Here is a 21,576-nt window from a genome sequence, read left to right on the forward strand (position 1 = left end):
TGGCACGGCTGGGACGGAAGTCGCTGTCGTTCTCAAAATCGGTGGAGCTGCATGACAAAGTCATCGGGCATTATCTGAACATAAAACACTATCAATAAGTTGGAGTCATTACCGAAGAGTCGAACACAATATGGCTGGCGGCATCCCCAAGGCTATAGCCAATCTTCTCTTTGATAGAAATCCTATCCCCTGTAGACATATAAACTCCCGTTTTTGGTTTTACGTTATGAAACCGGTTTCTGCGGGAGCTATTTTTTACAGTTCTCAGGTCGGGATCTATTATGTTTTTCAGCTATCCTATTATGTTTTTCGCTTTATGTGATCGCGAAACGGATCTAATAAATAGGGAAAAGGTTTTTTGTTTTATGGCTCACAAATTAAAAATCGTCACACTTATTTTAATTATGAATTGTTTTGTTGCAGAGAAACCACAAATATAACAATGGTGGGGAATAAAAAACCCGGAGCATTCCGGGTTTTATCAGTCTGCTGAATATACAAACGACACAAACTAGATGTGCAGTTCTTTCAGCGTCTCTTTTGGCAGCGCCAGTTCATCATTGCTATTGATGCGTACACCACGGTCGATAATGTGGCGCGCAATCTCCTGCGCTTCGCTGAGGGAGTGCATCTCATAAGTCCCGCACTGGTATACGTTCAGCTCTGGGATCTGATTTTGATCCTGCACTTTCAGCACGTCTGCCATTGCCGCTTTCCAGGCATCGGCTACGCGCTGCTCGTCCGGCGTACCAATCAGGCTCATGTAGAAACCAGTACGGCAACCCATTGGCGAGATATCGATAATCTCAACGCCGTTACCGTTCAGATGGTCACGCATAAAGCCAGCAAACAGGTGCTCCAGGGTGTGGATCCCTCTTTCTGGCATCACTTCCTTGTTCGGAATGCAAAAACGCAGGTCAAAAACCGTGATCGCGTCGCCGTGCGGGGTGTTCATTTTCTTCGCCACGCGAACGGCTGGGGCTTCCATACGGGTATGATCGACTGTGAAGCTATCTAACAACGGCATTTCGTAACCTCCGATATCACCTTCATGCTCACGCGTGCTGCACTTTTTTTCTATTCACGGATAACTGTAACCACTTGAATAGACACAACTTTATGCAATTCACCGCGCTCCGCTTCAGGATAATGTGATTTTTTTAAAAATAAACTGAACTCTTTGTTCCCATGCCAGTCTTAGTATATGAAAGACGCGCATTTGTTATCATCATCCCTGATTCAGAGATGTATATTTTGGCCACAGTGATGTGGCCTTTTTCTTTTGTATCAGGCGTGTCTCGCCAGCAGTGCTTCAAACGGTTCGTTATCCGCCTCTTCAATCTGCTGCTGACGTGCGCGGGAAGCATCACGCTCCTTCGCAAAATCCTCTTCGCTCAGAATCTCCAGCGGCTCCTCACGCAGCATCGTACGATACTGTTCGGCCAGCGCCTTGCCGGTACCGCCAATGCCTTCATCAAGCATAGAACGCAGAATACGCGCCGAGAAGGTTAAATCTGGATTATCAAAGCAGGCGACCAGCTCATCGCATACCTTCTGGTATGCCGTGCCGCCATTAATGCCGTCCAGCGTCTGCGCGACGCGCTTAAGATCGTGGAACAGATCTTTACCTACTTTCGTCAGCGGGAACTGCGCCGTTTCACAGCCAATGCCCAGCGTCAGGCCCGGCTTACGCCCTTCCAGAATCACGCGATTCCAGTTCGTGCGCGTACACAGCAGCTCATCGCTGCTCATCTCTGGCGCATCCGCCAGCACGCACCAGACCATAAACAGGTCAAGGAAGCGAATCTGCTGCTCGTCGACGCCAATTGGCGAGAACGGGTTGATATCGAGTGAGCGAACTTCAATGTACTCGATACCGCCGCGCAGCAGCGCATCGGAAGGCGTTTCGCCGTCGCGCGTGACGCGTTTAGGACGAATGGGCGCGTACAGCTCGTTTTCAATCTGCAGAATGTTGCTGTTGATCTGCAGGTGCTTACCGTCCTTCTCAAGGCCGATACGGGCATACTCTTCCGACGGGGTTTTAATCGCGCGCTTTAATCCTGCCACATACTCGTGCAGTTCGTTAAACGTAATTCCGAGATTGCTTTGCGATTTATTGGTATAGCCAAGGTCGCTAAGGCGCAGAGAGGTGGCGTACGGCAGGTAGTACATGCCGCATTCCGTTTTCTCAAACGGCAGCGTGGTCGGCTTGCCCTGCAGGAACGAAGAGCAGATTGCCGGTGACGCCCCGAACAGATACGGGATCACCCAGCCAAAGCGGTAGTAGTTGCGAATCAGACGGAAATAACCGGCTGAAATTGCCTCTTTATCGTCGGTGCCACACTTCGCCTGCCAGAAGGCCATTGGCAGCGAGAAGTTGTAGTGTACGCCAGAGATGGTCTGCATCAACGCGCCGTAGCGGTTCTTCAGACCTTCACGATACAGCGTTTTCAAGCGGCCGATATTCGACGTGCCGTACTGCGCCAGCTCAATCTCCTGACCCGGTGCAATGTAGCAAGGCATGCTCAGCGGCCACATGCGTTCGTCGCCCAGCTGACGTGCGGTGTAGCGATGCACGTCACGCAGAAGCGTCAGCATATGGTCGATGTCGCCGTCGACCGGAGTAATAAACTCCAGCAAGGCTTCTGCAAAGTCCGTGGTGATCCATTTGTGGGTCAGGGTTGCGCCAAGCGCTTCCGGGTGACCGGTTGTTGCCAGAGAACCATCTGCATTAACACGCAGCGTTTCGCGCTCAAGTCCGCGGTGGATCCCCTGAAGAGCCTGAGGATGTTTTTCCAGCCAGGACAGCGCCTGTGATACGTCCGGGATCAAATTGACCTCCCGCCTGTCGAATTCATTTTATTAAGCATAATTGTCATCGTGGAGATGCGATATTCCACCTGCCATCCAATTAGTGCCACCACGTCATGCCCTGAAGCGTCAGCGCCGCGACTGCGACGTACCGTAACGCTTTCCCCAGGCATAAAAAAAAGAGTACTGGTCCCCAGGAAATACGCATCCACCCTGCCAACAGGCACAGCAAATCGCCGATAACCGGCATCCAGCTCAGCAGTAGCGTCGCCGCGCCGTAGCGTCGGAGCCAACCCACTGCCTTTTCCTGCCATCGCGATGTTTTGCGTAATGGAAAAAAACGACCAAGAATAACGTTAGTAGCCCCGCCAAGGCTATTACCCATTGTTGCTATTACTACCAGAAGCCAGGGCTTACTCGCGCCAGAAAGCAGCAGCGCGACCAGCACGGCTTCGGAGTTACCCGGCAGCAGCGTTGCACTGAGGAAGCTGCTTGCAAACAGCGACCCCAGCGCCAGAAATTCACTCACAGCAGACGAACGTCAACGGCGTCCATTCCTGCCGCCGCAGCGGCCTGAAGCCCAAAATCGGCATCTTCAAACACCACGCAACGCTCAGGCGGCACGCCGATCAACTCGGCGCACAATAAGAACGTATCCGGCGCGGGCTTATGCTGTTTAACATGATCGGCGGCGACAACGGCCGCAAAATAGTGACGCAGTCCCAGATGCGCAAGCAGCGCTTCAGCCACGGCGCTTTCGCTACCGGTACCGACCGCCATAGGGCGACGACCGTGCCACTCCTTCACCACCTCAATAAGCGGTAATGGCGTGACCGAATCCAGCAGCATCGATTTTACCGCCGCGGTTTTTTCACGTGCGAGAAGATGGGGATCTAAATCGGCTTGATGGCTTTCAATAATCGCCTGGGCAATGCGCCAGGTTGGAGAGCCATTCAGGGCAACCATCGCCTGTTCGTCGAACTGCATTCCATATCGTCCCAGCACGTCACGCCACGCTTTACGATGCGTAGGTTCCGTATCAAGAATGGTGCCATCCATATCAAAAATCAATCCAGCATAGCGTTCGTACATTGTCTTCTCACCCTTCGCCAACGTAGTGTTACTTTATCGTAAAAGGGGCTGATTGTCGCTGCCCGCCGCAGAGACGACAAAGGCACCGATAGGGTGCCTTTTTGCATGTTACTAGCTGAGGGGTTATTTAATCTGCATATCGTTTTCAACAACCCGCACGCCCTGTACCTGGCGCGTTACTTCTACCGCACGTTTTGCATCAGCTGCCGACGACACAAAGCCGCTCAGTTGCACGCGACCTTTAAAGGTCTGTACGTTAATTTCGCTGGATTTAATCTGCTTGTCGCTGAACAGCGCGGTTTTCACCTTAGTGGTTACGACCGTATCATCGATATAACCACCGGTACTTTCCTTGGTTGAAGAACCCGCACAGCCAGACAGCGAGATAGCTACCAGAAGCGCTGCACAAGACGCAGCCATTGCTTTGAACCATTTCATGGATTTCTCTCCTTGCACTCAGGTCACCAGAATAAGGGTGTCACAGAGATAAATTATAGTGGAAAGAATGGGTTGCCAATCAGAAAAGTGTGAAGAAGATTTTTTTGAGTAAAAAGAGAAAGATTAACTGGGGGAGAAATTTGAGAGAATGGATATTTCGAGATAATGGTGCATCCGGGAGGATTCGAACCTCCGACCGCTCGGTTCGTAGCCGAGTACTCTATCCAGCTGAGCTACGGATGCATCGGGAAAGCTAATTATCGTGCAAAACAAAGAATGGTGCATCCGGGAGGATTACTCGGCTGCGCCTCGCCCTAACGGGCCGTTGCTGAAGCAACGTTATCCTCCCTGGCGCTGGCGAAAAATTCGCAGACCGTGAAACAACAGCGCAACTGTTATCTCGGAGAAGATGGTGCATCCGGGAGGATTCGAACCTCCGACCGCTCGGTTCGTAGCCGAGTACTCTATCCAGCTGAGCTACGGATGCATCGGGAAATTTGCTTTACTGCCGATATTGATACCGCTATAAAAGCGACATCAAGTAAGAGATGGTGCATCCGGGAGGATTCGAACCTCCGACCGCTCGGTTCGTAGCCGAGTACTCTATCCAGCTGAGCTACGGATGCATCGGGAAACTTACTTTACTGCAGATTTGATATCGCTGCTAAAGCGTTATCGATTTTCTGTAACAACGCTAATGCGTTATCTCAGAGAAGATGGTGCATCCGGGAGGATTCGAACCTCCGACCGCTCGGTTCGTAGCCGAGTACTCTATCCAGCTGAGCTACGGATGCAAATGGCGGTGAGGCGGGGATTCGAACCCCGGATGCAGCTTTTGACCGCATACTCCCTTAGCAGGGGAGCGCCTTCAGCCTCTCGGCCACCTCACCAACAACACCTCTTGCGAGTGCTTCGAAGAACTTGTTTCTGCTCATCGTCGCTGTGTGGCGCACATATTACTTTCTGGGACTTATAAGTCAAACAATTTTCCGCAGATTTTTTTCGTTTGCACATTTCACACGCAATAAGCTGTTAAAAAAGACAGAATGCACGTTTTATCAACAGATAAATTGCGTTTTTGCCGGTATAGCAGCAAAAAAGAAAATGGGCGCAGAAGAGCTGGGTTGAGGAAAAAAGGAAGAAAAACGAGAGTAAAACGAAGAAAACTGCGAGAGGTGCGTCTCACCCGCGGGGTGAGACGCGAGAACTTAGTAACTGGACTGCTGGGATTTTTCAGCCTGGATACGCTGGTAGATCTCTTCACGGTGAACAGAGACTTCTTTAGGGGCATTTACGCCGATGCGCACCTGGTTACCCTTCACCCCTAAAACTGTCACAGTGACCTCATCTCCAATCATGAGGGTCTCACCAACTCGACGAGTCAGAATCAGCATTCTTTGCTCCTTGAAAGATTAAAAGAGTCGGGTCTCTCTGTATCCCGGCATTCTCCATCATATAACGCCAAAAGGTCAGCTATGACAAACACCTTCGTGTAAGCGGTCACGGCATCACACTCTGTTAAATGTAAGTTTAGCCGATCTACATGACTTCAACCTGACTTTATCGTTATCAGTATCGCATATGCAAGGTGCCTTAACATTTAACGTTAAGGCACTCGCATGCGTTTATTGTTATTACAGTTTAGCGCTGACCCAGCCTTTCACACTGGACAGTGCAACAGGGAGCGCAGCCGCGTCGGTACCACCAGCTTGCGCCATATCCGGACGACCGCCCCCTTTGCCGCCCACCTGCTGAGCGACCATGCCAACCAGCTCCCCTGCTTTCACACGGTCGGTCACATCCTTAGACACGCCTGCAATCAGAGAAACCTTACCTTCTGCGACCGTCGCCAGTACGATAACCGCAGAACCTAGCTGGTTCTTCAGATCGTCGACCATAGTACGCAGCATCTTCGGCTCAACGCTGGCAAGCTCGCTCACCAGAAGGTTAACGCCGTTAATATTCTCAGCTTTACTGGAAAGGTTTGCGCTTTCCTGTGCCGCGGCCTGCTCTTTCAGCTGCTGCAGCTCTTTTTCCAGCTGACGCGTACGTTCAATAACGGTACGCACTTTTTCGGTGACGTTATGGCTGTCGCCTTTCAGCAACTGCGCAATATCGCTCAGTCGATCGCTTTCAGCGTGCAGCATGGCAATCGCACCTTCACCAGTGACAGCTTCGATACGACGAACGCCTGCCGCGGTGCCGGATTCGGACACAATGCGGAACAGACCGATATCGCCGGTACGAGAAGCGTGAGTACCACCGCACAGCTCGGTAGAGAAGTCGCCCATGCTCAGAACGCGAACGTGGTCGTCATATTTCTCACCGAACAGCGCCATCGCGCCCTTCGCTTTCGCCGCTTCGAGATCCATGATGTTGGTTTCGATTGGCAGGTTGCGACGAATCTGGGCGTTGACCAGATCTTCAACCGCACGAATCTCTTCCGGCTTCATGGCTTCGAAATGAGAGAAGTCGAAGCGCAGAACCTTATCGTTCACCAGCGAGCCTTTCTGCGCAACGTGCGTGCCCAGAACCTGGCGTAGCGCGGCGTGCATCAAGTGCGTTGCAGAGTGGTTCAGACGGATGCGTGCACGGCGTGCAACATCAACGTCAGCCTGCACACCATCGCCCACTTTCAGCGCGCCGGTAGCCAGCTTGCCGAGGTGACCAATTGCCTGGCCGTATTTCTGGGTGTCGCTGACCGCAAAGCTAAAGCCCGCGCCTTTCAGTTCGCCCTTATCGCCAACCTGACCGCCGGACTCTGCATAGAACGGAGTCTGATCAAGCACCACAACCGCTTCCTGGCCAGCAGCAATAGCGTCTACCGCTTTGCCGTCAACGAACAGCGCAGTCACTTTGCCGTTCAGTTCCAGGTGGTCATAGCCTTTAAATTCTGAAGCACCATCAACGCGAATCATCGCGTTGTAGTCGGCGCCAAAACCGCTGGACTCACGCGCACGACGGCGCTGCTCTTCCATCGCGGCTTCGAAGCCAGCTTCGTCAACCTTGATGTTGCGCTCACGGCAAACGTCCGCCGTCAGGTCAACCGGGAAGCCGTAGGTATCGTACAGACGGAAAGCGGTTTCGCCGTCCAGCGTATCGCCGGTCAGTTTTGCCAGCTCTTCGTCGAGCAGCGCCAGACCGCGCTCCAGCGTACGAGCAAACTGCTCTTCTTCGGTTTTCAGTACCTGCTCAACCTGCGCCTGCTGACGTTTCAGCTCTTCGCCTGCTGCACCCATCACTTCTACCAGCGGGCCAACCAGCTTGTAGAAGAAGGTGTCTTTCGCGCCCAGCATGTTGCCATGGCGGACGGCGCGACGAATGATGCGACGCAGCACGTAGCCGCGGCTTTCGTTAGACGGCATCACGCCATCGGCAATCAGGAACGCACAAGAACGAATGTGGTCCGCAATCACGCGCAGAGACTTGTTGCTCAGATCGGTCGCGCCGGTCGCTTTCGCCACCGCGTCGATCAGTTTACGGAACAGGTCGATGTCATAGTTGGAGTTCACGTGCTGCAGCACAGCGGTGATACGCTCCAGACCCATACCGGTATCCACGGACGGCTTCGGCAGCGGTTCCATGGTGCCGTCAGCCTGACGGTTGAACTGCATGAAGACGATGTTCCAGATCTCAATGTAACGGTCACCGTCTTCTTCTGCAGAACCCGGAGGGCCACCCCAGATGTGGTCGCCGTGGTCATAGAAGATTTCGGTGCACGGGCCGCAAGGACCGGTATCGCCCATCTGCCAGAAGTTATCCGAAGCGTACGGCGCGCCTTTGTTGTCGCCGATACGGATGATGCGCTCACGCGGGATACCGACTTCTTTTTCCCAGATTTCGTAAGCTTCGTCATCGCTCTCATAGACGGTGACCCACAGACGCTCTTTCGGCAGGGCGAACCAGTTCTCACCGGTCAGCAGTTCCCACGCGTACTGGATAGCGTCGTGTTTGAAGTAGTCGCCGAAGCTGAAGTTGCCCAGCATTTCGAAGAAGGTGTGGTGACGTGCGGTGTAACCGACGTTTTCCAGGTCATTGTGTTTACCGCCCGCACGCACGCAACGCTGCGCGGTGGTCGCGCGAGAATAATTACGCTTGTCGAGACCGAGGAACACATCTTTGAACTGGTTCATCCCGGCATTGGTAAACAGCAACGTAGGGTCGTTATTCGGCACCAGGGAGCTGCTGGCAACTATCTGATGGCCTTTACTATGGAAAAAGTCGAGAAACGCCTGACGGATCTCAGCGGTGCTCTTGCTCATAATTATCCTGACATCAAGCTACACTTCATCCTTCAAACCGCGAGGCAACGGCTGTTTTCACCTCCGAACACGTACTGAAGTACCTGCCTGGAGCTTCTCTCGCCCATCGTTCTGATGCGGCTTGAATGATTTTGTGTATTAAGGAATATTCGTCACCGACGCGGATTGCTTTAAAAACAACCCGCCTCCGGACGGAAAAAGTGGGAATAAGATAAGTTTTCTTTAAAGGGAAGTAAAATCCCCAGTGCGGTCAATCAGCAAAATTTCGCCATATTTCCTGGATATCTTCCATCAGGTAGCCGCGATAGAGCAAAAAACGCTGGATTTTGACCTTTTCCGCAAAAGTGGTCGGCAACGGTTCACCGTATTTTCTTACCGCCTGATCGCGCGCCAGTAAAGCCCAATCAATGTCGCACTCGCGCATGGCCTGCTCGATGGCTTCGCGGGCAATGCCCTTCTGCCCCAGCTCCTGACGGATCCGCGCCGGGCCATATCCTTTGCGGCTGCGCCCGGCCATAAACTGCTGCACAAAGCGGCTATCGTCGAGGTAGCGGTTTTCAAAGCACCAGGCCACCACCTTTTCAACCTCTTCCGGCGGCGCGTCGATAGGCTCAGGACCATTTTTCCCCATCACTGGGGCGGTAAGTTTACGTCGCAGCTCCTGTTCGCTGTGATCACGCATTGCCAGAATGCGAATGGCGCGATCCAGCAGGCGAGCATAGGCGGAACGACGCGGTGAGTTTTCGGTCATGATGTTTTACCGTCGTAATAAATGCAAAAAGGGCTGCATAAGCAGCCCTTCGTCTCAGTTCAGAGATTATCAGAAGTCTTCGTTGGTTTCTTCGACGCTGTTGTTATCAACGGCGAAGTCCGGCGTAGAGTCCTGGTTGTTGAGCAGCAGCTCACGCACTTTCTTCTCAATTTCTTTCGCCGCAGCCGGGTTCTCTTTCAGCCAGGAGATAGCGTTCGCTTTACCCTGACCAATTTTGTCGCCGTTGTAGCTGTACCAGGCACCCGCTTTTTCGATCAGCTTCTCTTTCACGCCGAGGTCGACCAGCTCGCCGAAGAAGTTGATACCTTCGCCGTAGAGGATCTGGAATTCAGCCTGTTTAAACGGCGCAGCAATTTTATTCTTCACAACCTTCACGCGAGTTTCGCTACCCACCACGTTGTCGCCCTCTTTCACCGCGCCAATACGACGGATATCAAGACGTACGGAAGCGTAGAACTTCAGCGCGTTACCACCGGTAGTGGTTTCCGGGTTACCGAACATCACGCCGATTTTCATACGGATCTGGTTGATGAAGATCAGCAGGGTGTTGGACTGCTTCAGGTTACCCGCCAGTTTACGCATCGCCTGGCTCATCATACGTGCCGCGAGGCCCATGTGAGAGTCACCGATTTCGCCTTCGATTTCCGCTTTCGGCGTCAGCGCCGCAACGGAGTCAACGACGATAACGTCTACAGCACCGGAACGCGCCAGCGCGTCACAGATTTCCAGAGCCTGCTCGCCGGTGTCCGGCTGGGAGCACAGCAGGTTGTCGATATCAACGCCCAGCTTGCGAGCATAAACCGGGTCCAGCGCGTGTTCAGCATCGATAAACGCACAAGTTTTGCCTTCACGCTGTGCTGCGGCAATAACCTGCAGCGTCAGGGTAGTTTTACCGGAGGATTCTGGCCCGTAAATTTCGACGATACGGCCCATTGGCAGGCCGCCAGCGCCCAGCGCGATATCCAGTGAAAGCGAACCGGTAGAGATAGTTTCCACGTCCATGGAGCGGTCTTCACCCAGACGCATGATGGAGCCTTTACCGAATTGCTTTTCGATCTGGCCCAGCGCTGCAGCCAACGCTTTCTGTTTGTTTTCGTCGATAGCCATTATTACTCCTGTCATACCGGGTGTTACCGGATAGTGAATTCTGTTCTGTTGAGGCAATTATACTGTATGGTCATACAGTATCAAGTATTTTGTAGAAATTGTTGCCAGAGGAGATTGAGCGCATAAGCGGTCGCCTGTCGACGCACCGATTCACGGTCGCCGTCAAAGCATTCACGCTGGGTAACGCCTTGCCCGGTGGCGCTTGCTACGCCGAACCAGACCGTGCCAACCGGCTTTTCCGCGCTGCCGCCGTCCGGCCCGGCAATGCCGCTAACCGACACCGCAAAGTCAGCCCGCGCCGCGCGCAGTGCTCCAATGGCCATCTCAACCACCACCGGTTCACTCACCGCACCGTGCTGTTCGAGCGTCACTTCACGCACGCCAATCATCTGCGATTTGGCCTCGTTGCTGTAGGTCACAAACCCACGCTCAAACCAGGCAGAACTGCCAGCGATATCGGTAATGGTTTTGGCTATCCAGCCGCCGGTACAGGACTCTGCGGTGGTCATCGTCGCCCCACGCGCTTTCAGCGCCAGGCCAACCTTTTCACTCAGCTGCATTAATTCTGAATCTGTCATCATCGCTCCGCTTCAGCCCGATAAAGAGGCCATCAAAGATAGCACTTTCAGAACAGATGTGGGGACGGGATGGTGATTTTACGAGGGGGATTCCGAAATTGAACGCCCCGGAAGAACCGGGGCGAGGAAGTGCCGGGTTTAGCGCATGCTGGCGGCGATAAGCTCCACGTTATGACGCAGCATTTTGACGTAGCTGTCCGCCACGCCGCCCGATTTCGACAGCGCTTCCGGATACAGTTCGCCGCCCGGCTGCGAGCCGGTAGCCGCGGCAATCTGTTTCACCAGGCGCGGATCGAGCTGGTTTTCCATAAACCAGGTGTGTACGCCATCGGCCTTAATTTGCTTAATCAACGCTGCCACCTGCGCCGCGCTGGCCTCGCTTTCTGAAGAGAGCCCTTGAGGTGCCAGGAAGGTGACGCCGTAGGCGCGAGAGAAGTAGCCAAAGGCATCGTGGCTGGTCAGCACCTTACGCTTCGCCTGCGGAATGGCGCTGAACTGCTGCTTCGTCCAGCTATGAATATCGTTAAGCTCGCCAATGTAGCGTTTGCCGGAAGCATTGAGCGCCGCGCTATCTTCCGGGTCAGCCTTCACCAGGCCAGTCAGGATATTCTGCGCGTACAGTGCGCCGTTTGCCGCGCTGTTCCAGGCGTGCGGGTCGGTCACCGTTTTGCCATCTTCATCCAGAGTGTGGGTTTTTACGCCCGTTGAAGCCACCACCAGTTCACCTTTAAAGCCCGATGCTTTGATAAGGCGGTCCATCCAACCTTCCAGCCCCAGACCGTTGACCACCACGACATCCGCTTTGCTGAGCAGCGCGCTATCTTTCGGCGACGGCTCGAAGGTATGCGGGTCGCCGTCCGGGCCAACCAGCGTGTCGACGTGAACGTGATCGCCACCCACCTGCTTCACCATGTCGCCCAGCACCGAAAAGCTGCTGACCACGTTGAGCGTCTTTGCCATCGCCCCCTGCGCCGCCAGCCCTAACGCCAGCGCCATAATCACCCCAATACGTTTCATCTTGTCCCCTTTCCTCTTCATTTTAACCAGCTCACGGTCAGCCGGCTTCGCTTGCCAAACAACACAGAAATCAAAAAGATACCGCTCGCGGTTAGCACAATCGACGGTCCGGCGGGCAGATTCGCGGCCCACGACAGACTGAGCCCCATCCAGGCACATACGCCGCCTATCAGCGCCGCCAGCAGCAGAATTGACGGTAAGGTTTTCGCCCAGCAGCGCGCCGCAACGGCGGGCAGCATCATGACCCCCACCGCCATCAGCGTGCCCAGCACCTGAAAACCGGCCACCAGGTTGAGCACCAGCAGCGCCAGAAACAGCCCGTGCAACAACACGGGCAGCCAGCGCGCATTCACCTGTAGCCAACTGCTATCAAACGCTTCGCTCACCAGTCCCCGGTAGAAAAGCGCAATGCAGAGCAGCGTCAGGCTGGCGACCCCCGCCACAAACAGTGCGGCATCGTTATCCACCGCCAGAATCGAGCCGAACAGCAGATGCAGCAGGTCAACGTTGGAGCCGCGCAGCGAGACCAGCGTGACCCCCAGCGCCAACGACCCTAAGTAGAATCCGGCGAAGCTGGCATCCTCTTTCAGCGGCGTGCGTCGGCTAACCCAACCGGCCACCAGCGCCACCGTAATGCCAGCAATAAAGCCGCCTACGGTCATCGCCAGCAGTGACATGCCGTTGACCAGATAACCCACCGCCACGCCGGGAAGAATGGCATGCGACAGCGCGTCCCCCATCAGGCTCATCCGCCGCAGCAGTAAAAAGACACCGAGGATGGTGGTACTGAGCGACAGCGCGAGGCACACCACCAGCGCCCGGCGCATAAAGCCAAACTCGATAAAGGGTTGGAAGAAGGTGTGCCAGATCATGCGTGCCTCGCGGATTTGAATGCAGAAAGCACGTCGCGGGTATGCCCCCAGCAGGCGTTCTGTGGTGCCAGCAACAGCGTTTCCGGGAAGTACTCCGCCACGCGTTGATTGTCATGCAGCACCGCCAGCACGGTCTGCCCCTGCTGATGCATCTCCTGAATTACCCCCATCAGGTCATGACTGGTGGCTTCATCAATGCCGGTGAAGGGCTCATCAAGCATCACCAGCGGCGCGCGCTGTACCAGCACGCGGGCAAAGAGCATGCGCTGGAACTGGCCGCCGGAAAGTGCGTCAATGGGTGTTTTCGCCATGCTTTCCAGCCCCACTCGCGCCAGTGCAGCGGCAATGCGCTGGCGCGTGTCGCTACGCAGGCCACGCAGCAATGAAATTCGCGGCCACGCCCCCTGGCTCACCACGTCCAGCACGGTTAACGGAAACTGCGACTCCAGCGCATGACGCTGGGCCAGCCAACCGATCACCGGGCGTGAAGGTGCCCAGCGAATGACGCCGCTTACCGGCGGAATAAATCCCGCCAGCGTTTTCAGTAAAGTGGATTTTCCGCAGCCGTTCAGGCCGACAATCGCCGTCATGCTGCCTTTGTGAATGACGCCGCTCAGCGATGGCGTAATCGCCACGCCTTCATAGCCAGCCACCAGGTTGTCCAGTTCAATCATGGCAGCGACACCGCCCACCAGACCATCAGCCACAGCACGCTCAATAGCGCGCAGGCCAGCAAAACCCGCGTCACGCTGCTGGCCATAAAAACAGGAGTGAACATCTTCGCCTCATCATTTAATGTTATAACGTAACAGTATTGAATTAGCAGTAAGATGTAAACGGCAGAAAATGATGCGAAATGTAACAAGCTCCCCTCTGAACCGAGGGGAGCCAGAAGGAAGGATTACTGACCGCGCGCCTGAGAGACTGCCAGACCCAGCTGCCAGACGGCCATCGCATAGTGGGTACTGTGGTTATAGCGGGTGATGGTGTAGAAGTTCGGCAGACCGTACCAATACTGATAGCCCGTGCCGATATCCAACCGCAGCAGGCTGGCCTGCTGATGATTACCCAGCGGCTGCATCGGCGTTAAGCCTGCCGCCGCCAGCTGCGAAACGCTGTATTTGGTTTTGAAGCCATTCTCCAGCCCCGGAGCCTGACCCATCGCCTGCACCGCCACCGCGTCGCCACTCACCCAACCGTGCTGTTTGAAGTAGTTCGCCACGCTGCCGATGGCATCTTCCGGATCCCACAGGTTGATATGACCATCACCATTGAAATCAACCGCATACTCTTTGTAGGAAGACGGCATAAACTGCCCGTAGCCCATCGCCCCGGCAAATGAGCCTTTCAGATCCAGCGGGTCATCCTGCTCATCACGCGCCATCAGCAGGAAGGTTTCCAGCTCACCGGAGAAGTACGCCGCGCGGCGCGGATAGTTGAAGGAGAGCGTCGCCAGCGCATCGAGAATGCGCGTTTTACCCATCACTCGGCCCCAGCGAGTTTCCACACCGATAATCCCGACGATAATTTCTGGCGGCACGCCGTATACCTGCGAAGCGCGCTGCAGCGCGTCCTGATGCTGGTTCCAGAACACCACGCCATTCTGGACGTTATCCGGCGTAATGAACTGATTGCGATAGCGCAGCCACGCCCCGTTCGGGCCGGTTGGCGGCAGGCCGGTCGGTGCCTGCCTGTCCATCAGGCGCAGCACGTAGTCCAGGCGCTTGGCCTGAGAGAGGATTTCATGCAGCTGCTGTCGGTCAAAACCGTGCTTGCTCACCATCTTGTCAATGAACTGCTCTGCCGCCGGGTTGTTAGCAAAATCACCGGTCGGAATTAGCGCATTGTGCTGAGGTTCAAGGAGAAAACCGCCGGAAGTGGTTGCCGGAGATTCAGCCGTTTTAGGTTTGCTACTACAGGCAGCGAGCAGGACACACAGGGGGAGTAAAGCCAGAACACGACGCTTCAACATGGGACATCCGTTTAACAATATCAGCAAGAGTTAAATATGGTAAAGCATCCGCCACGCTGCAAGGAAGCACTGGAGGCCGCGAGGGGAAAAAAAACTCCACAGACGAACTATCCATGATTCAATCGATGATCTTCCGGGAGAGAATGTTTTATCATCGCCGCGCAAAACTGGACCGTGTGACGCGCTAATTATCGGAGAAAGTCATGAGTGATTTTTTGTTAGAGGCCGGGCGTAAGGCCCTGTTACTGGAACTGCAGGAAGCAAGCCGCCTACCCGACCGTCTTGACGAGACCTTTGTTCAGGCCGCCAACGCCATCCTGAACTGCAAAGGAAAACTGATTGTTTCCGGGATGGGCAAATCCGGCCATATCGGCAAAAAGCTGGCCGCCACCTTCGCCAGCACCGGCACTCCGGCGTTCTTCGTCCACCCGGCGGAAGCGCTGCACGGCGATCTGGGCATGGTGGAAAGCCGCGACGTGATGCTCTTTATCTCCTACTCTGGCAGCGCCAAAGAGCTCGACTACATTATTCCGCGTTTGAAAGAGAAATCCGTGGTGCTGCTGGCAATGACCGGCAAAGCCAACTCCGCGCTGGCGCAGGCGGCCGACGCCGTTATCGATATTTCCGTTGAACGTGAAGCCTGCCCGATGCACCTGGCGCCAACCTCCAGCACCGTCAACACGTTGATGATCGGCGACGCGCTGGCGATTGCCGTGATGCAGGCGCGCGGCTTTAATGAAGAAGATTTTGCGCGCTCTCACCCGGCAGGTGCGCTGGGCGCACGCCTGCTCAACCGCGTTCACCACCTGATGCGTCAGGAGAGCGATGTCCCGCAGGTCACCGTTCACGCCAGCGTAATGGATGCGATGCTGGAACTCAGCCGCACCGGCATGGGAATGGTGGCGGTCTGCAACGATCAATCACAGGTTCAGGGCGTGTTCACCGACGGCGATCTGCGTCGCTGGCTGGTGAGCGGCGGTTCGCTGGCGGATTGCGTTAACGACGCGATGACCAAGGGCGGCGTGACCCTGCACGATCAGGCCCGCGCCGTGGATGCTAAAGAACAGCTGATGAAGCAGAAAATCAGCGCCGCCCCGGTGGTAGATGACAACCACCGGCTGGTCGGCGCGATTAACCTGCAAAACTTCTACCAGGCCGGGATCCTTTAATCCTTCAGCCCCAGACGCTTCGCCAACCGGTGCAGGTTGGCGACGTCTGTCTCCAGCGCCCGGGCGCTTGCCGCCCAGTTATGTTGATGTGTCTCCAGTGCCTGACGAATCATCTGCCGCTGAAAATGCTCGGTGGCGTCGCGCAGGTTATTCACCGTTGCCAACGGGGCCGCAACCTCAGCAACCACCGCCGTCGGCGTACCTTCCTGGAATGCAAAGTGCTGCGCTTCCAGCACCACCTCGCCGTTGCTGCGCGTGGTTGCCCGCGCCAGCACCACCGCACGGTGTACCGCGTGCTCAAGCTCGCGCACGTTACCCGGCCAGCCGTAGTTTTGCAGATGCGCCCGTGCGCCGCTGCTTAATACTACTCGCGACAATCCAAGCCGCAGCCGACACTGCTCGCAGAAGTAGCCCGCCAGCAGCACCACGTCGTCACCCCGTTCGCGCAGCGGCGGCACGGATAGCGGGAATACGCTCAAACGATGGAACAGGTCTGCACGAAAGTTGCCCGCCAGCACCTCTTCGCGCAGGTCGCGGTTGGTCGCAGCCAGCACCCGCACATCAACACGCAGGCTGCGGTCATCCCCCACGCGCTGAATATCGCCATACTGCAGCACGCGCAGCAGCTTGGCCTGCAGCGCCAGCGACAGCTCGCCAATTTCATCTAAGAACAGCGTGCCGTTGTCGGCCATCTCAAACTTGCCGCTGCGGTTGCTGATAGCCCCGGTAAACGCCCCTTTGACGTGGCCAAACAGCTCGCTCTCGGCCACGCTCTCCGGCAGCGCGGCGCAGTTCAGATACACCAGCGGGCTGACCGCGCGCGGCGAGCCCTCATGAATCGCTTTTGCCACCAGCTCTTTCCCGGTGCCGGTTTCGCCGCTTATCAGTACGTTCAGGTCGGAAGCGGCGACAATCTCAATCTCTTTTTTCAGCTGCGTCATGCCCGGCGACAGGCCAATCATCTGCGTCTCTTTCACCTGCTCGAAGTCGGTCGGCGCGCCCGGCAGCATGTTCTGGCTTTCAAGCTGTTCAATCAGCAGCGCGTTGCTGAGCGCCCCCGCCGCCAGCGCGGCAATCAGCCGCAGCTCTTCATCGCTGAAGACGTCGAACTGGTCCGGCGACATACCGTCGAGAGTCAATGCGCCAATCAGGTTTTGCCCGGCAAACAGCGGCAACCCGATGCAGGCGTGGACCTTCAGGCTCTCCTGGCCAGGGATCAGGCCGTCGTACGGGTCCGGCAAATCGCTGTCGGCCGGGAAACGCACTACGTCACCCGCACGGGCAATCGCCTCCAGCCGCGGATGCCCTTCGAGGGTAAAACGCCTGCCGAGCACGTCTTTCGCCAGCCCATCAATCGCCAGCGGAATAAACTGCCGCGCGTCGTAGCGCAGCAGCGCGGAGGCATCACACTCCAGCACCTGGCGAAGCGTGGTGATCAGACGCTGAAATCGGTCCTGATGGCCGACGCCGCGCTGGAGTTCAATGGCGATGCCTGCTAGCACATCAACGGAAAAGCTCATGGCGTACCTCGTACAGTCATTTTGACAATGCATAATGTCATATTGACAATATTAAGCATAGTCATTTTGACTAACAATAAAGAGGTATAAATTAATTAAACCAATAAAATCAATCAATTAAAAAGTTGGCACGCAACCTGCAATTAGCAATACATCTTTTTTGAAAAAACGCTGAATTAATTGAGGTTGCTATGTCTATTCTGGTTAAAAATAACATTCATTGGGTTGGTCAACGCGATTGGGAAGTACGTGATTTCCACGGTACCGAATACAAAACGCTGCGCGGCAGCAGCTACAACAGCTACCTTATCCGTGAAGAGAAAAACGTCCTGATTGATACCGTCGACCATAAATTCAGCCGTGAATTCGTGCAGAACCTGCGCGGCGAAATCGACCTGGCTGATATCGACTACATCATCATTAACCACGCCGAAGAAGACCATGCCGGTGCGCTGACCGAGCTGATGTCGCAGATTCCGGATACCCCAATCTACTGCACCGCCAACGCCATTGACTCCATCAACGGCCACCACCATCACCCAGAGTGGAATTTCCACGTGGTGAAAACCGGCGACAGCCTGGACATCGGTAACGGCAAACAGCTGATCTTCGTTGAAACCCCGATGCTGCACTGGCCTGACAGCATGATGACTTATATGACCGGCGACGCGGTGCTGTTCAGTAACGACGCCTTCGGCCAGCACTACTGCGACGAACGCCTGTTCAACGACGAAGTTGACCAGACCGAACTGTTCGAACAGTGCCAGCGTTACTACGCCAACATCCTGACCCCGTTCAGCCGCCTGGTGACGCCAAAAATCACCGAGATCCTCGGCTTCAACCTGCCGGTTGATATGATTGCCACCTCCCACGGTGTGGTATGGCGTGAAAACCCAACTCAGATCGTCGAACTGTATCTGAAATGGGCGGCGGATTATCAGGAAGACCGTATCACCATCTTCTACGACACCATGTCCAATAACACCCGCATGATGGCGGATGCGATTGCTCAGGGGATCAACGAAGTTGACCCGAACGTGGCGGTGAAAATCTTCAACGTCGCCCGCAGCGATAAAAACGAAATTCTGACCAACGTCTTCCGTTCTAAAGGCGTGCTGGTGGGGACTTCAACCATGAACAACGTGATGATGCCGAAAATTGCTGGCCTGGTGGAAGAGATGACCGGCCTGCGCTTCCGTAACAAACGCGCCAGCGCCTTTGGTTCTCACGGCTGGAGCGGCGGTGCGGTTGACCGTCTGTCTACTCGTTTGCAGGATGCGGGCTTTGAAATGTCTCTGAGCCTGAAGGCGAAATGGCGCCCGGATATCGACGCGCTGGAAATCTGCCGTCAGCACGGCCGTGAAATTGCCCGTCAGTGGGCGCTGGCTCCACTGCCAGAAGCCACGGCAAAACCAGACGCCGCGAAAGAGGCCTGCGCCTGTGCCGCCGCTGCCGCAGCCGACCTCGGCCCAAGCATGCAGTGCAGCGTGTGTCAGTGGGTTTACGACCCGGCAAAAGGCGAACCAAACCAGGACGTCCAGCCAGGTACACCGTGGAGCGAAGTCCCGGATAACTTCCTGTGCCCGGAATGTTCATTAGGGAAAGATGTCTTTGACGTGATGGCGACGGAGGCAAAATGAATCATGGCATCGTGATCATCGGCTCGGGCTTCGCGGCCCGCCAGCTGGTGAAGAATATTCGTAAACTCGACGCGGGCGTCAAACTGACGCTCATCGCCGCCGACAGCATCGACGAGTACAACAAACCGGACTTAAGCCACGTGGTGAGCCGGGGGCAAACCGCCGCCGACCTCACCCTGCAAACCGCAGGCGAGTTCGCCGAGCAGTACAACCTGAACCTGTTCCCGCAGACCTGGGTGACCGGCATCGACGCCAATGCGCATGTGGTGAAAAGCCAGAATCATGAATGGCAGTACGACAAGCTGGTGCTGGCAACGGGCGCGTCAACCATCGTGCCGCCGGTGCCGGGCAAAGAGTTGATGCTGACCCTCAACAGTCAGCAGGAGTTCGGGGCCGCGCAAAGTACGCTGCGCGATGCCCAACGCGTGCTGATTATCGGCGGCGGCCTGATTGGCAGCGAGCTGGCGATGGACTTTAGCCGCGCCGGTAAAGCGGTCACCGTGGTCGATAATTCCGCCAGCGTGCTGGCCTCGCTGATGCCGCCGGAAGTGAGCAGCCGGTTGCAGCATCGTCTGACCGACATGGGTATTCATCTGCTGCTGAAATCTCAGCTGCAGTCGCTGGAGCAGACCGCCACCGGCATTCGCGCCACCTTTGACCGCGACCGTCACGTCGAGGTTGATGCGGTGGTGGCCGCCACCGGCCTGCGCCCGGAAACCGCGCTGGCACGCATGGCGGGCCTTGAAATTAACCGCGGCGTGAAGGTCGATAGCACCCTGCGTACCAGCAACCCGGATATCTATGCGCTGGGCGACTGCGCGGAGATCAACGGTACCGTGCTGCCGTTCCTGCAGCCGATTCTGATGAGCGCGATGTGTCTGGCGAAGAATATTCTCGGCCAGTCCGGCGAGCTGAAGCTGCCAAACATGCTGGTGAAGGTGAAAACGCCGGATCTGCCGCTGCATCTGGCCGGTGAAACCCGCCGTCAGGATTTGAACTGGAAGATTGAAACCCGCGCCGACGGTATGCTGGCGCAAGGCTACGACGAAGGCCAGCAGCTGCGGGCATTCGTGGTTAGCGAGGAGCGAATGAAAGAGGCCTTTGGTCTGTTGAAGTCGCTCGCGAGTTAAGAAGTCAACGCACTGTCCGCTGTATCACTTAACCTCAAGCGCAAGGACGCGCTAATGTCTGATTTTAGCCCCGCTGCCCCGGGGCTTTTTTTGTTTTTTCGCCCGGCGTTTCCCCGGCGGCGCTACAGATCGAATGTAGCCCGGCCAAGCGTAGCGCCGCCGGGAATGGCTCAAATCTTAACGCACCACCAGCGCGTCATAGTTACGCCAGCGGTAGTTGACCATCGACACCAGCCAGCAAAGCGCGAACAGGCCAATGACCACAAAGCCCGCGTTGCCAAGGTTGTCACTCAGCATCGACACACCGCTCCAGATGCCGCCGGTCAGGTCGAACTTATCGATAATCAGCCCCAGCGCTTCCAGCCCGCCGATAAACAGCGCAACCACCACGGAGGCACCGGTAATAGTCATGTTGTAGTAAAGCTTGCGCTGCGGCTTGTTGAAGGCCCAACCGTACGCGCCCACCATCAGAATGTTATCCAGGGTGTCAACCAGCGCCATGCCGCTCGCGAACAGCGCCGGGAAGACCATAATCGACCACATTGACATCCCGCTGGATGCGCTGGCGGCAGAGATGCCCAACACGCCAATTTCAGTGGCGGTGTCAAAACCGAGGCCAAACAGGAAGCCCACCAGATACATGTGCCAGCTCTTGCCAATCAGGCGGAAAGTACGGCTGAACAGCGCGCTCATCATGCCGCCCGTCACCGGCAGGTCAGCGGAAACCGACTCGCCTTTTTTCAGCGCCTGGAAGCTGCGCCACACGCCGCGCAGAATAATCAGGTTGACCAGCGCCATCGCCAGCAGGAACACCGCCGACACGGTGGTGCCGATGATGCTGCCGGTGTCGTGGAACCAGCTCATCTTATGCTGGAACGCGGTCGCCGTGGCGGCAATCGCCACCGATGCCAGCACCACGATGGAGGAGTGGCCAAGTGAGAACCAGGCACCGACGCCAAACGGGCGCTTACCCTGCTGCATCATTTTACGGGTGACGTTATCAATCGCCGCAATGTGGTCAGCGTCCACCGCATGACGCAGGCCGTAGCCCCATGCCAGCAGACTGGCGGCCATCAGCGCGCCGTTATGACCAAATGCCTGCCATGCCCAACCCCAGGCCAGTAAATTCGCCAACACGAGAACCATAACCAGCAGCGTTGCGCGCGGCTGTTGACGAAGAACATTCCACAACATGA

Annotated in this window: 20 protein-coding genes and 5 tRNA genes; 4 read left to right on the plus strand and 21 right to left on the minus strand. The window is 55.9% G+C overall.

Going from position 1 to position 21,576, the window contains the following annotated elements:
• A partial coding sequence (locus tag FHC49_RS12305) for an IS1 family transposase (protein WP_000851394.1) occupies positions 1–98 on the plus strand: 98 nt, incomplete at its 5' end.
• Positions 99–511: 413 nt separating this feature from the next.
• Here the strand turns inward: FHC49_RS12305 and luxS are convergent.
• The 19 genes from luxS to mltB all read right to left on the minus strand — a co-directional run bounded on the left by luxS (position 512) and on the right by mltB (position 14,921).
• Positions 512–1,027 (minus strand): S-ribosylhomocysteine lyase, encoded by a 516-nt coding sequence (gene luxS / locus FHC49_RS12310; protein WP_185668708.1) that lies wholly within the window; start codon positions 1,025–1,027, stop codon positions 512–514.
• Between the two features lie 260 nt (positions 1,028–1,287).
• Positions 1,288–2,832: a glutamate--cysteine ligase gene (gene gshA / locus FHC49_RS12315; RefSeq protein ID WP_185668707.1), complete on the minus strand. Its 1,545-nt coding sequence runs from the start codon at positions 2,830–2,832 to the stop codon at positions 1,288–1,290.
• Positions 2,833–2,911: 79 nt separating this feature from the next.
• The gene (locus FHC49_RS12320) at positions 2,912–3,340 is read right to left on the minus strand and encodes a YqaA family protein (protein WP_185668706.1); all 429 of its coding nucleotides are present in this window, start codon (positions 3,338–3,340) and stop codon (positions 2,912–2,914) included.
• On the minus strand, positions 3,337–3,903 hold the full coding sequence (gene yqaB, locus FHC49_RS12325; protein WP_220439904.1) for a fructose-1-phosphate/6-phosphogluconate phosphatase: 567 nt from the start codon (positions 3,901–3,903) through the stop codon (positions 3,337–3,339). Before yqaB ends, FHC49_RS12320 begins: the two co-directional genes overlap by 4 nt.
• Before the next feature lie 123 nt (positions 3,904–4,026).
• Entirely contained in the window at positions 4,027–4,341 is a 315-nt protein-coding gene (locus FHC49_RS12330) for a BON domain-containing protein (RefSeq protein WP_035897502.1), read from the minus strand.
• A gap of 166 nt (positions 4,342–4,507) precedes the next feature.
• Positions 4,508–4,584 (minus strand) — tRNA-Arg (locus tag FHC49_RS12335).
• Between the two features lie 167 nt (positions 4,585–4,751).
• Positions 4,752–4,828 (minus strand) — tRNA-Arg (locus FHC49_RS12340).
• A gap of 62 nt (positions 4,829–4,890) precedes the next feature.
• Positions 4,891–4,967: transfer RNA gene (locus FHC49_RS12345), tRNA-Arg, on the minus strand.
• A 91-nt stretch (positions 4,968–5,058) separates the two neighbouring features.
• Positions 5,059–5,135, minus strand: a tRNA-Arg gene (locus tag FHC49_RS12350).
• Between the two features lie 3 nt (positions 5,136–5,138).
• A tRNA-Ser gene (locus tag FHC49_RS12355) sits at positions 5,139–5,231 on the minus strand.
• A gap of 318 nt (positions 5,232–5,549) precedes the next feature.
• On the minus strand, positions 5,550–5,735 hold the full coding sequence (gene csrA, locus FHC49_RS12360; protein ID WP_000906486.1) for a carbon storage regulator CsrA: 186 nt from the start codon (positions 5,733–5,735) through the stop codon (positions 5,550–5,552).
• A 240-nt stretch (positions 5,736–5,975) separates the two neighbouring features.
• A complete protein-coding gene (gene alaS / locus FHC49_RS12365; protein ID WP_220439905.1) occupies positions 5,976–8,603 on the minus strand; it encodes an alanine--tRNA ligase in 2,628 nt (875 codons plus the stop codon).
• Positions 8,604–8,853: 250 nt separating this feature from the next.
• Complete coding sequence (gene recX, locus FHC49_RS12370; protein WP_185668072.1) at positions 8,854–9,354, minus strand: recombination regulator RecX; 501 nt, start codon at positions 9,352–9,354, stop codon at positions 8,854–8,856.
• A gap of 69 nt (positions 9,355–9,423) precedes the next feature.
• Complete coding sequence (gene recA, locus FHC49_RS12375; RefSeq protein WP_035892538.1) at positions 9,424–10,482, minus strand: recombinase RecA; 1,059 nt, start codon at positions 10,480–10,482, stop codon at positions 9,424–9,426.
• A gap of 80 nt (positions 10,483–10,562) precedes the next feature.
• Complete coding sequence (pncC, locus tag FHC49_RS12380) at positions 10,563–11,060, minus strand: nicotinamide-nucleotide amidase (protein ID WP_185668079.1); 498 nt, start codon at positions 11,058–11,060, stop codon at positions 10,563–10,565.
• A 138-nt stretch (positions 11,061–11,198) separates the two neighbouring features.
• Positions 11,199–12,077: a metal ABC transporter substrate-binding protein gene (locus tag FHC49_RS12385; protein ID WP_185668071.1), complete on the minus strand. Its 879-nt coding sequence runs from the start codon at positions 12,075–12,077 to the stop codon at positions 11,199–11,201.
• Positions 12,078–12,094: 17 nt separating this feature from the next.
• Entirely contained in the window at positions 12,095–12,949 is an 855-nt protein-coding gene (locus tag FHC49_RS12390) for a metal ABC transporter permease (RefSeq protein WP_185668070.1), read from the minus strand.
• Positions 12,946–13,656 carry a metal ABC transporter ATP-binding protein gene (locus FHC49_RS12395; protein WP_185668069.1) on the minus strand — a complete coding sequence of 237 codons (711 nt, stop codon included), beginning with the start codon at positions 13,654–13,656 and terminating at the stop codon, positions 12,946–12,948. Before FHC49_RS12395 ends, FHC49_RS12390 begins: the two co-directional genes overlap by 4 nt.
• Positions 13,657–13,850: 194 nt before the next feature.
• Positions 13,851–14,921 carry a lytic murein transglycosylase B gene (mltB, locus tag FHC49_RS12400; RefSeq protein WP_185668068.1) on the minus strand — a complete coding sequence of 357 codons (1,071 nt, stop codon included), beginning with the start codon at positions 14,919–14,921 and terminating at the stop codon, positions 13,851–13,853.
• Positions 14,922–15,124: 203 nt separating this feature from the next.
• Between mltB and gutQ the strand changes: the two genes are divergently transcribed.
• A complete protein-coding gene (gene gutQ / locus FHC49_RS12405) occupies positions 15,125–16,090 on the plus strand; it encodes an arabinose-5-phosphate isomerase GutQ (protein WP_220439906.1) in 966 nt (321 codons plus the stop codon).
• Here gutQ and norR read toward each other — a convergent pair.
• Positions 16,087–17,610, minus strand: coding sequence for a nitric oxide reductase transcriptional regulator NorR (gene norR / locus FHC49_RS12410; RefSeq protein ID WP_220439907.1), 1,524 nt, complete (start codon positions 17,608–17,610; stop codon positions 16,087–16,089). The genes gutQ and norR overlap by 4 nt on opposite strands.
• 191 nt (positions 17,611–17,801) lie before the next feature.
• Between norR and norV the strand changes: the two genes are divergently transcribed.
• A complete protein-coding gene (norV, locus tag FHC49_RS12415; RefSeq protein ID WP_220439908.1) occupies positions 17,802–19,250 on the plus strand; it encodes an anaerobic nitric oxide reductase flavorubredoxin in 1,449 nt (482 codons plus the stop codon).
• Entirely contained in the window at positions 19,247–20,380 is a 1,134-nt protein-coding gene (gene norW / locus FHC49_RS12420; protein WP_220439909.1) for an NADH:flavorubredoxin reductase NorW, read from the plus strand. The genes norV and norW overlap by 4 nt, the downstream gene beginning before the upstream one ends.
• Positions 20,381–20,557: 177 nt before the next feature.
• Here norW and FHC49_RS12425 read toward each other — a convergent pair whose 3' ends face one another.
• Positions 20,558–21,574 (minus strand): HoxN/HupN/NixA family nickel/cobalt transporter, encoded by a 1,017-nt coding sequence (locus tag FHC49_RS12425; RefSeq protein WP_220439910.1) that lies wholly within the window; start codon positions 21,572–21,574, stop codon positions 20,558–20,560.
• Between the last annotated feature and the right edge of the window lie 2 nt (positions 21,575–21,576).

Source organism: Kluyvera sp. EC_51, from assembly GCF_019584505.1.
GTDB lineage: Bacteria > Pseudomonadota > Gammaproteobacteria > Enterobacterales > Enterobacteriaceae > Kluyvera > Kluyvera sichuanensis.

Bases quoted from the DNA above. Each gene is read 5' to 3' on its own strand.
- alaS (WP_220439905.1), bottom strand. From the start codon at position 8,603: ATGAGCAAGAGCACCGCTGAGATCCGTCAGGCGTTTCTCGACTTTTTC.
- norR (WP_220439907.1), bottom strand. From the start codon at position 17,610: ATGAGCTTTTCCGTTGATGTGCTAGCAGGCATCGCCATTGAACTCCAG.
- mltB (WP_185668068.1), bottom strand. From the start codon at position 14,921: ATGTTGAAGCGTCGTGTTCTGGCTTTACTCCCCCTGTGTGTCCTGCTC.
- pncC (WP_185668079.1), bottom strand. From the start codon at position 11,060: ATGACAGATTCAGAATTAATGCAGCTGAGTGAAAAGGTTGGCCTGGCG.
- FHC49_RS12330 (WP_035897502.1), bottom strand. From the start codon at position 4,341: ATGAAATGGTTCAAAGCAATGGCTGCGTCTTGTGCAGCGCTTCTGGTA.
- recA (WP_035892538.1), bottom strand. From the start codon at position 10,482: ATGGCTATCGACGAAAACAAACAGAAAGCGTTGGCTGCAGCGCTGGGC.
- norW (WP_220439909.1), top strand. From the start codon at position 19,247: ATGAATCATGGCATCGTGATCATCGGCTCGGGCTTCGCGGCCCGCCAG.
- luxS (WP_185668708.1), bottom strand. From the start codon at position 1,027: ATGCCGTTGTTAGATAGCTTCACAGTCGATCATACCCGTATGGAAGCC.
- recX (WP_185668072.1), bottom strand. From the start codon at position 9,354: ATGACCGAAAACTCACCGCGTCGTTCCGCCTATGCTCGCCTGCTGGAT.
- gutQ (WP_220439906.1), top strand. From the start codon at position 15,125: ATGAGTGATTTTTTGTTAGAGGCCGGGCGTAAGGCCCTGTTACTGGAA.
- yqaB (WP_220439904.1), bottom strand. From the start codon at position 3,903: ATGTACGAACGCTATGCTGGATTGATTTTTGATATGGATGGCACCATT.
- FHC49_RS12390 (WP_185668070.1), bottom strand. From the start codon at position 12,949: ATGATCTGGCACACCTTCTTCCAACCCTTTATCGAGTTTGGCTTTATG.
- FHC49_RS12385 (WP_185668071.1), bottom strand. From the start codon at position 12,077: ATGAAACGTATTGGGGTGATTATGGCGCTGGCGTTAGGGCTGGCGGCG.
- FHC49_RS12425 (WP_220439910.1), bottom strand. From the start codon at position 21,574: ATGTTGTGGAATGTTCTTCGTCAACAGCCGCGCGCAACGCTGCTGGTT.
- csrA (WP_000906486.1), bottom strand. From the start codon at position 5,735: ATGCTGATTCTGACTCGTCGAGTTGGTGAGACCCTCATGATTGGAGAT.
- norV (WP_220439908.1), top strand. From the start codon at position 17,802: ATGTCTATTCTGGTTAAAAATAACATTCATTGGGTTGGTCAACGCGAT.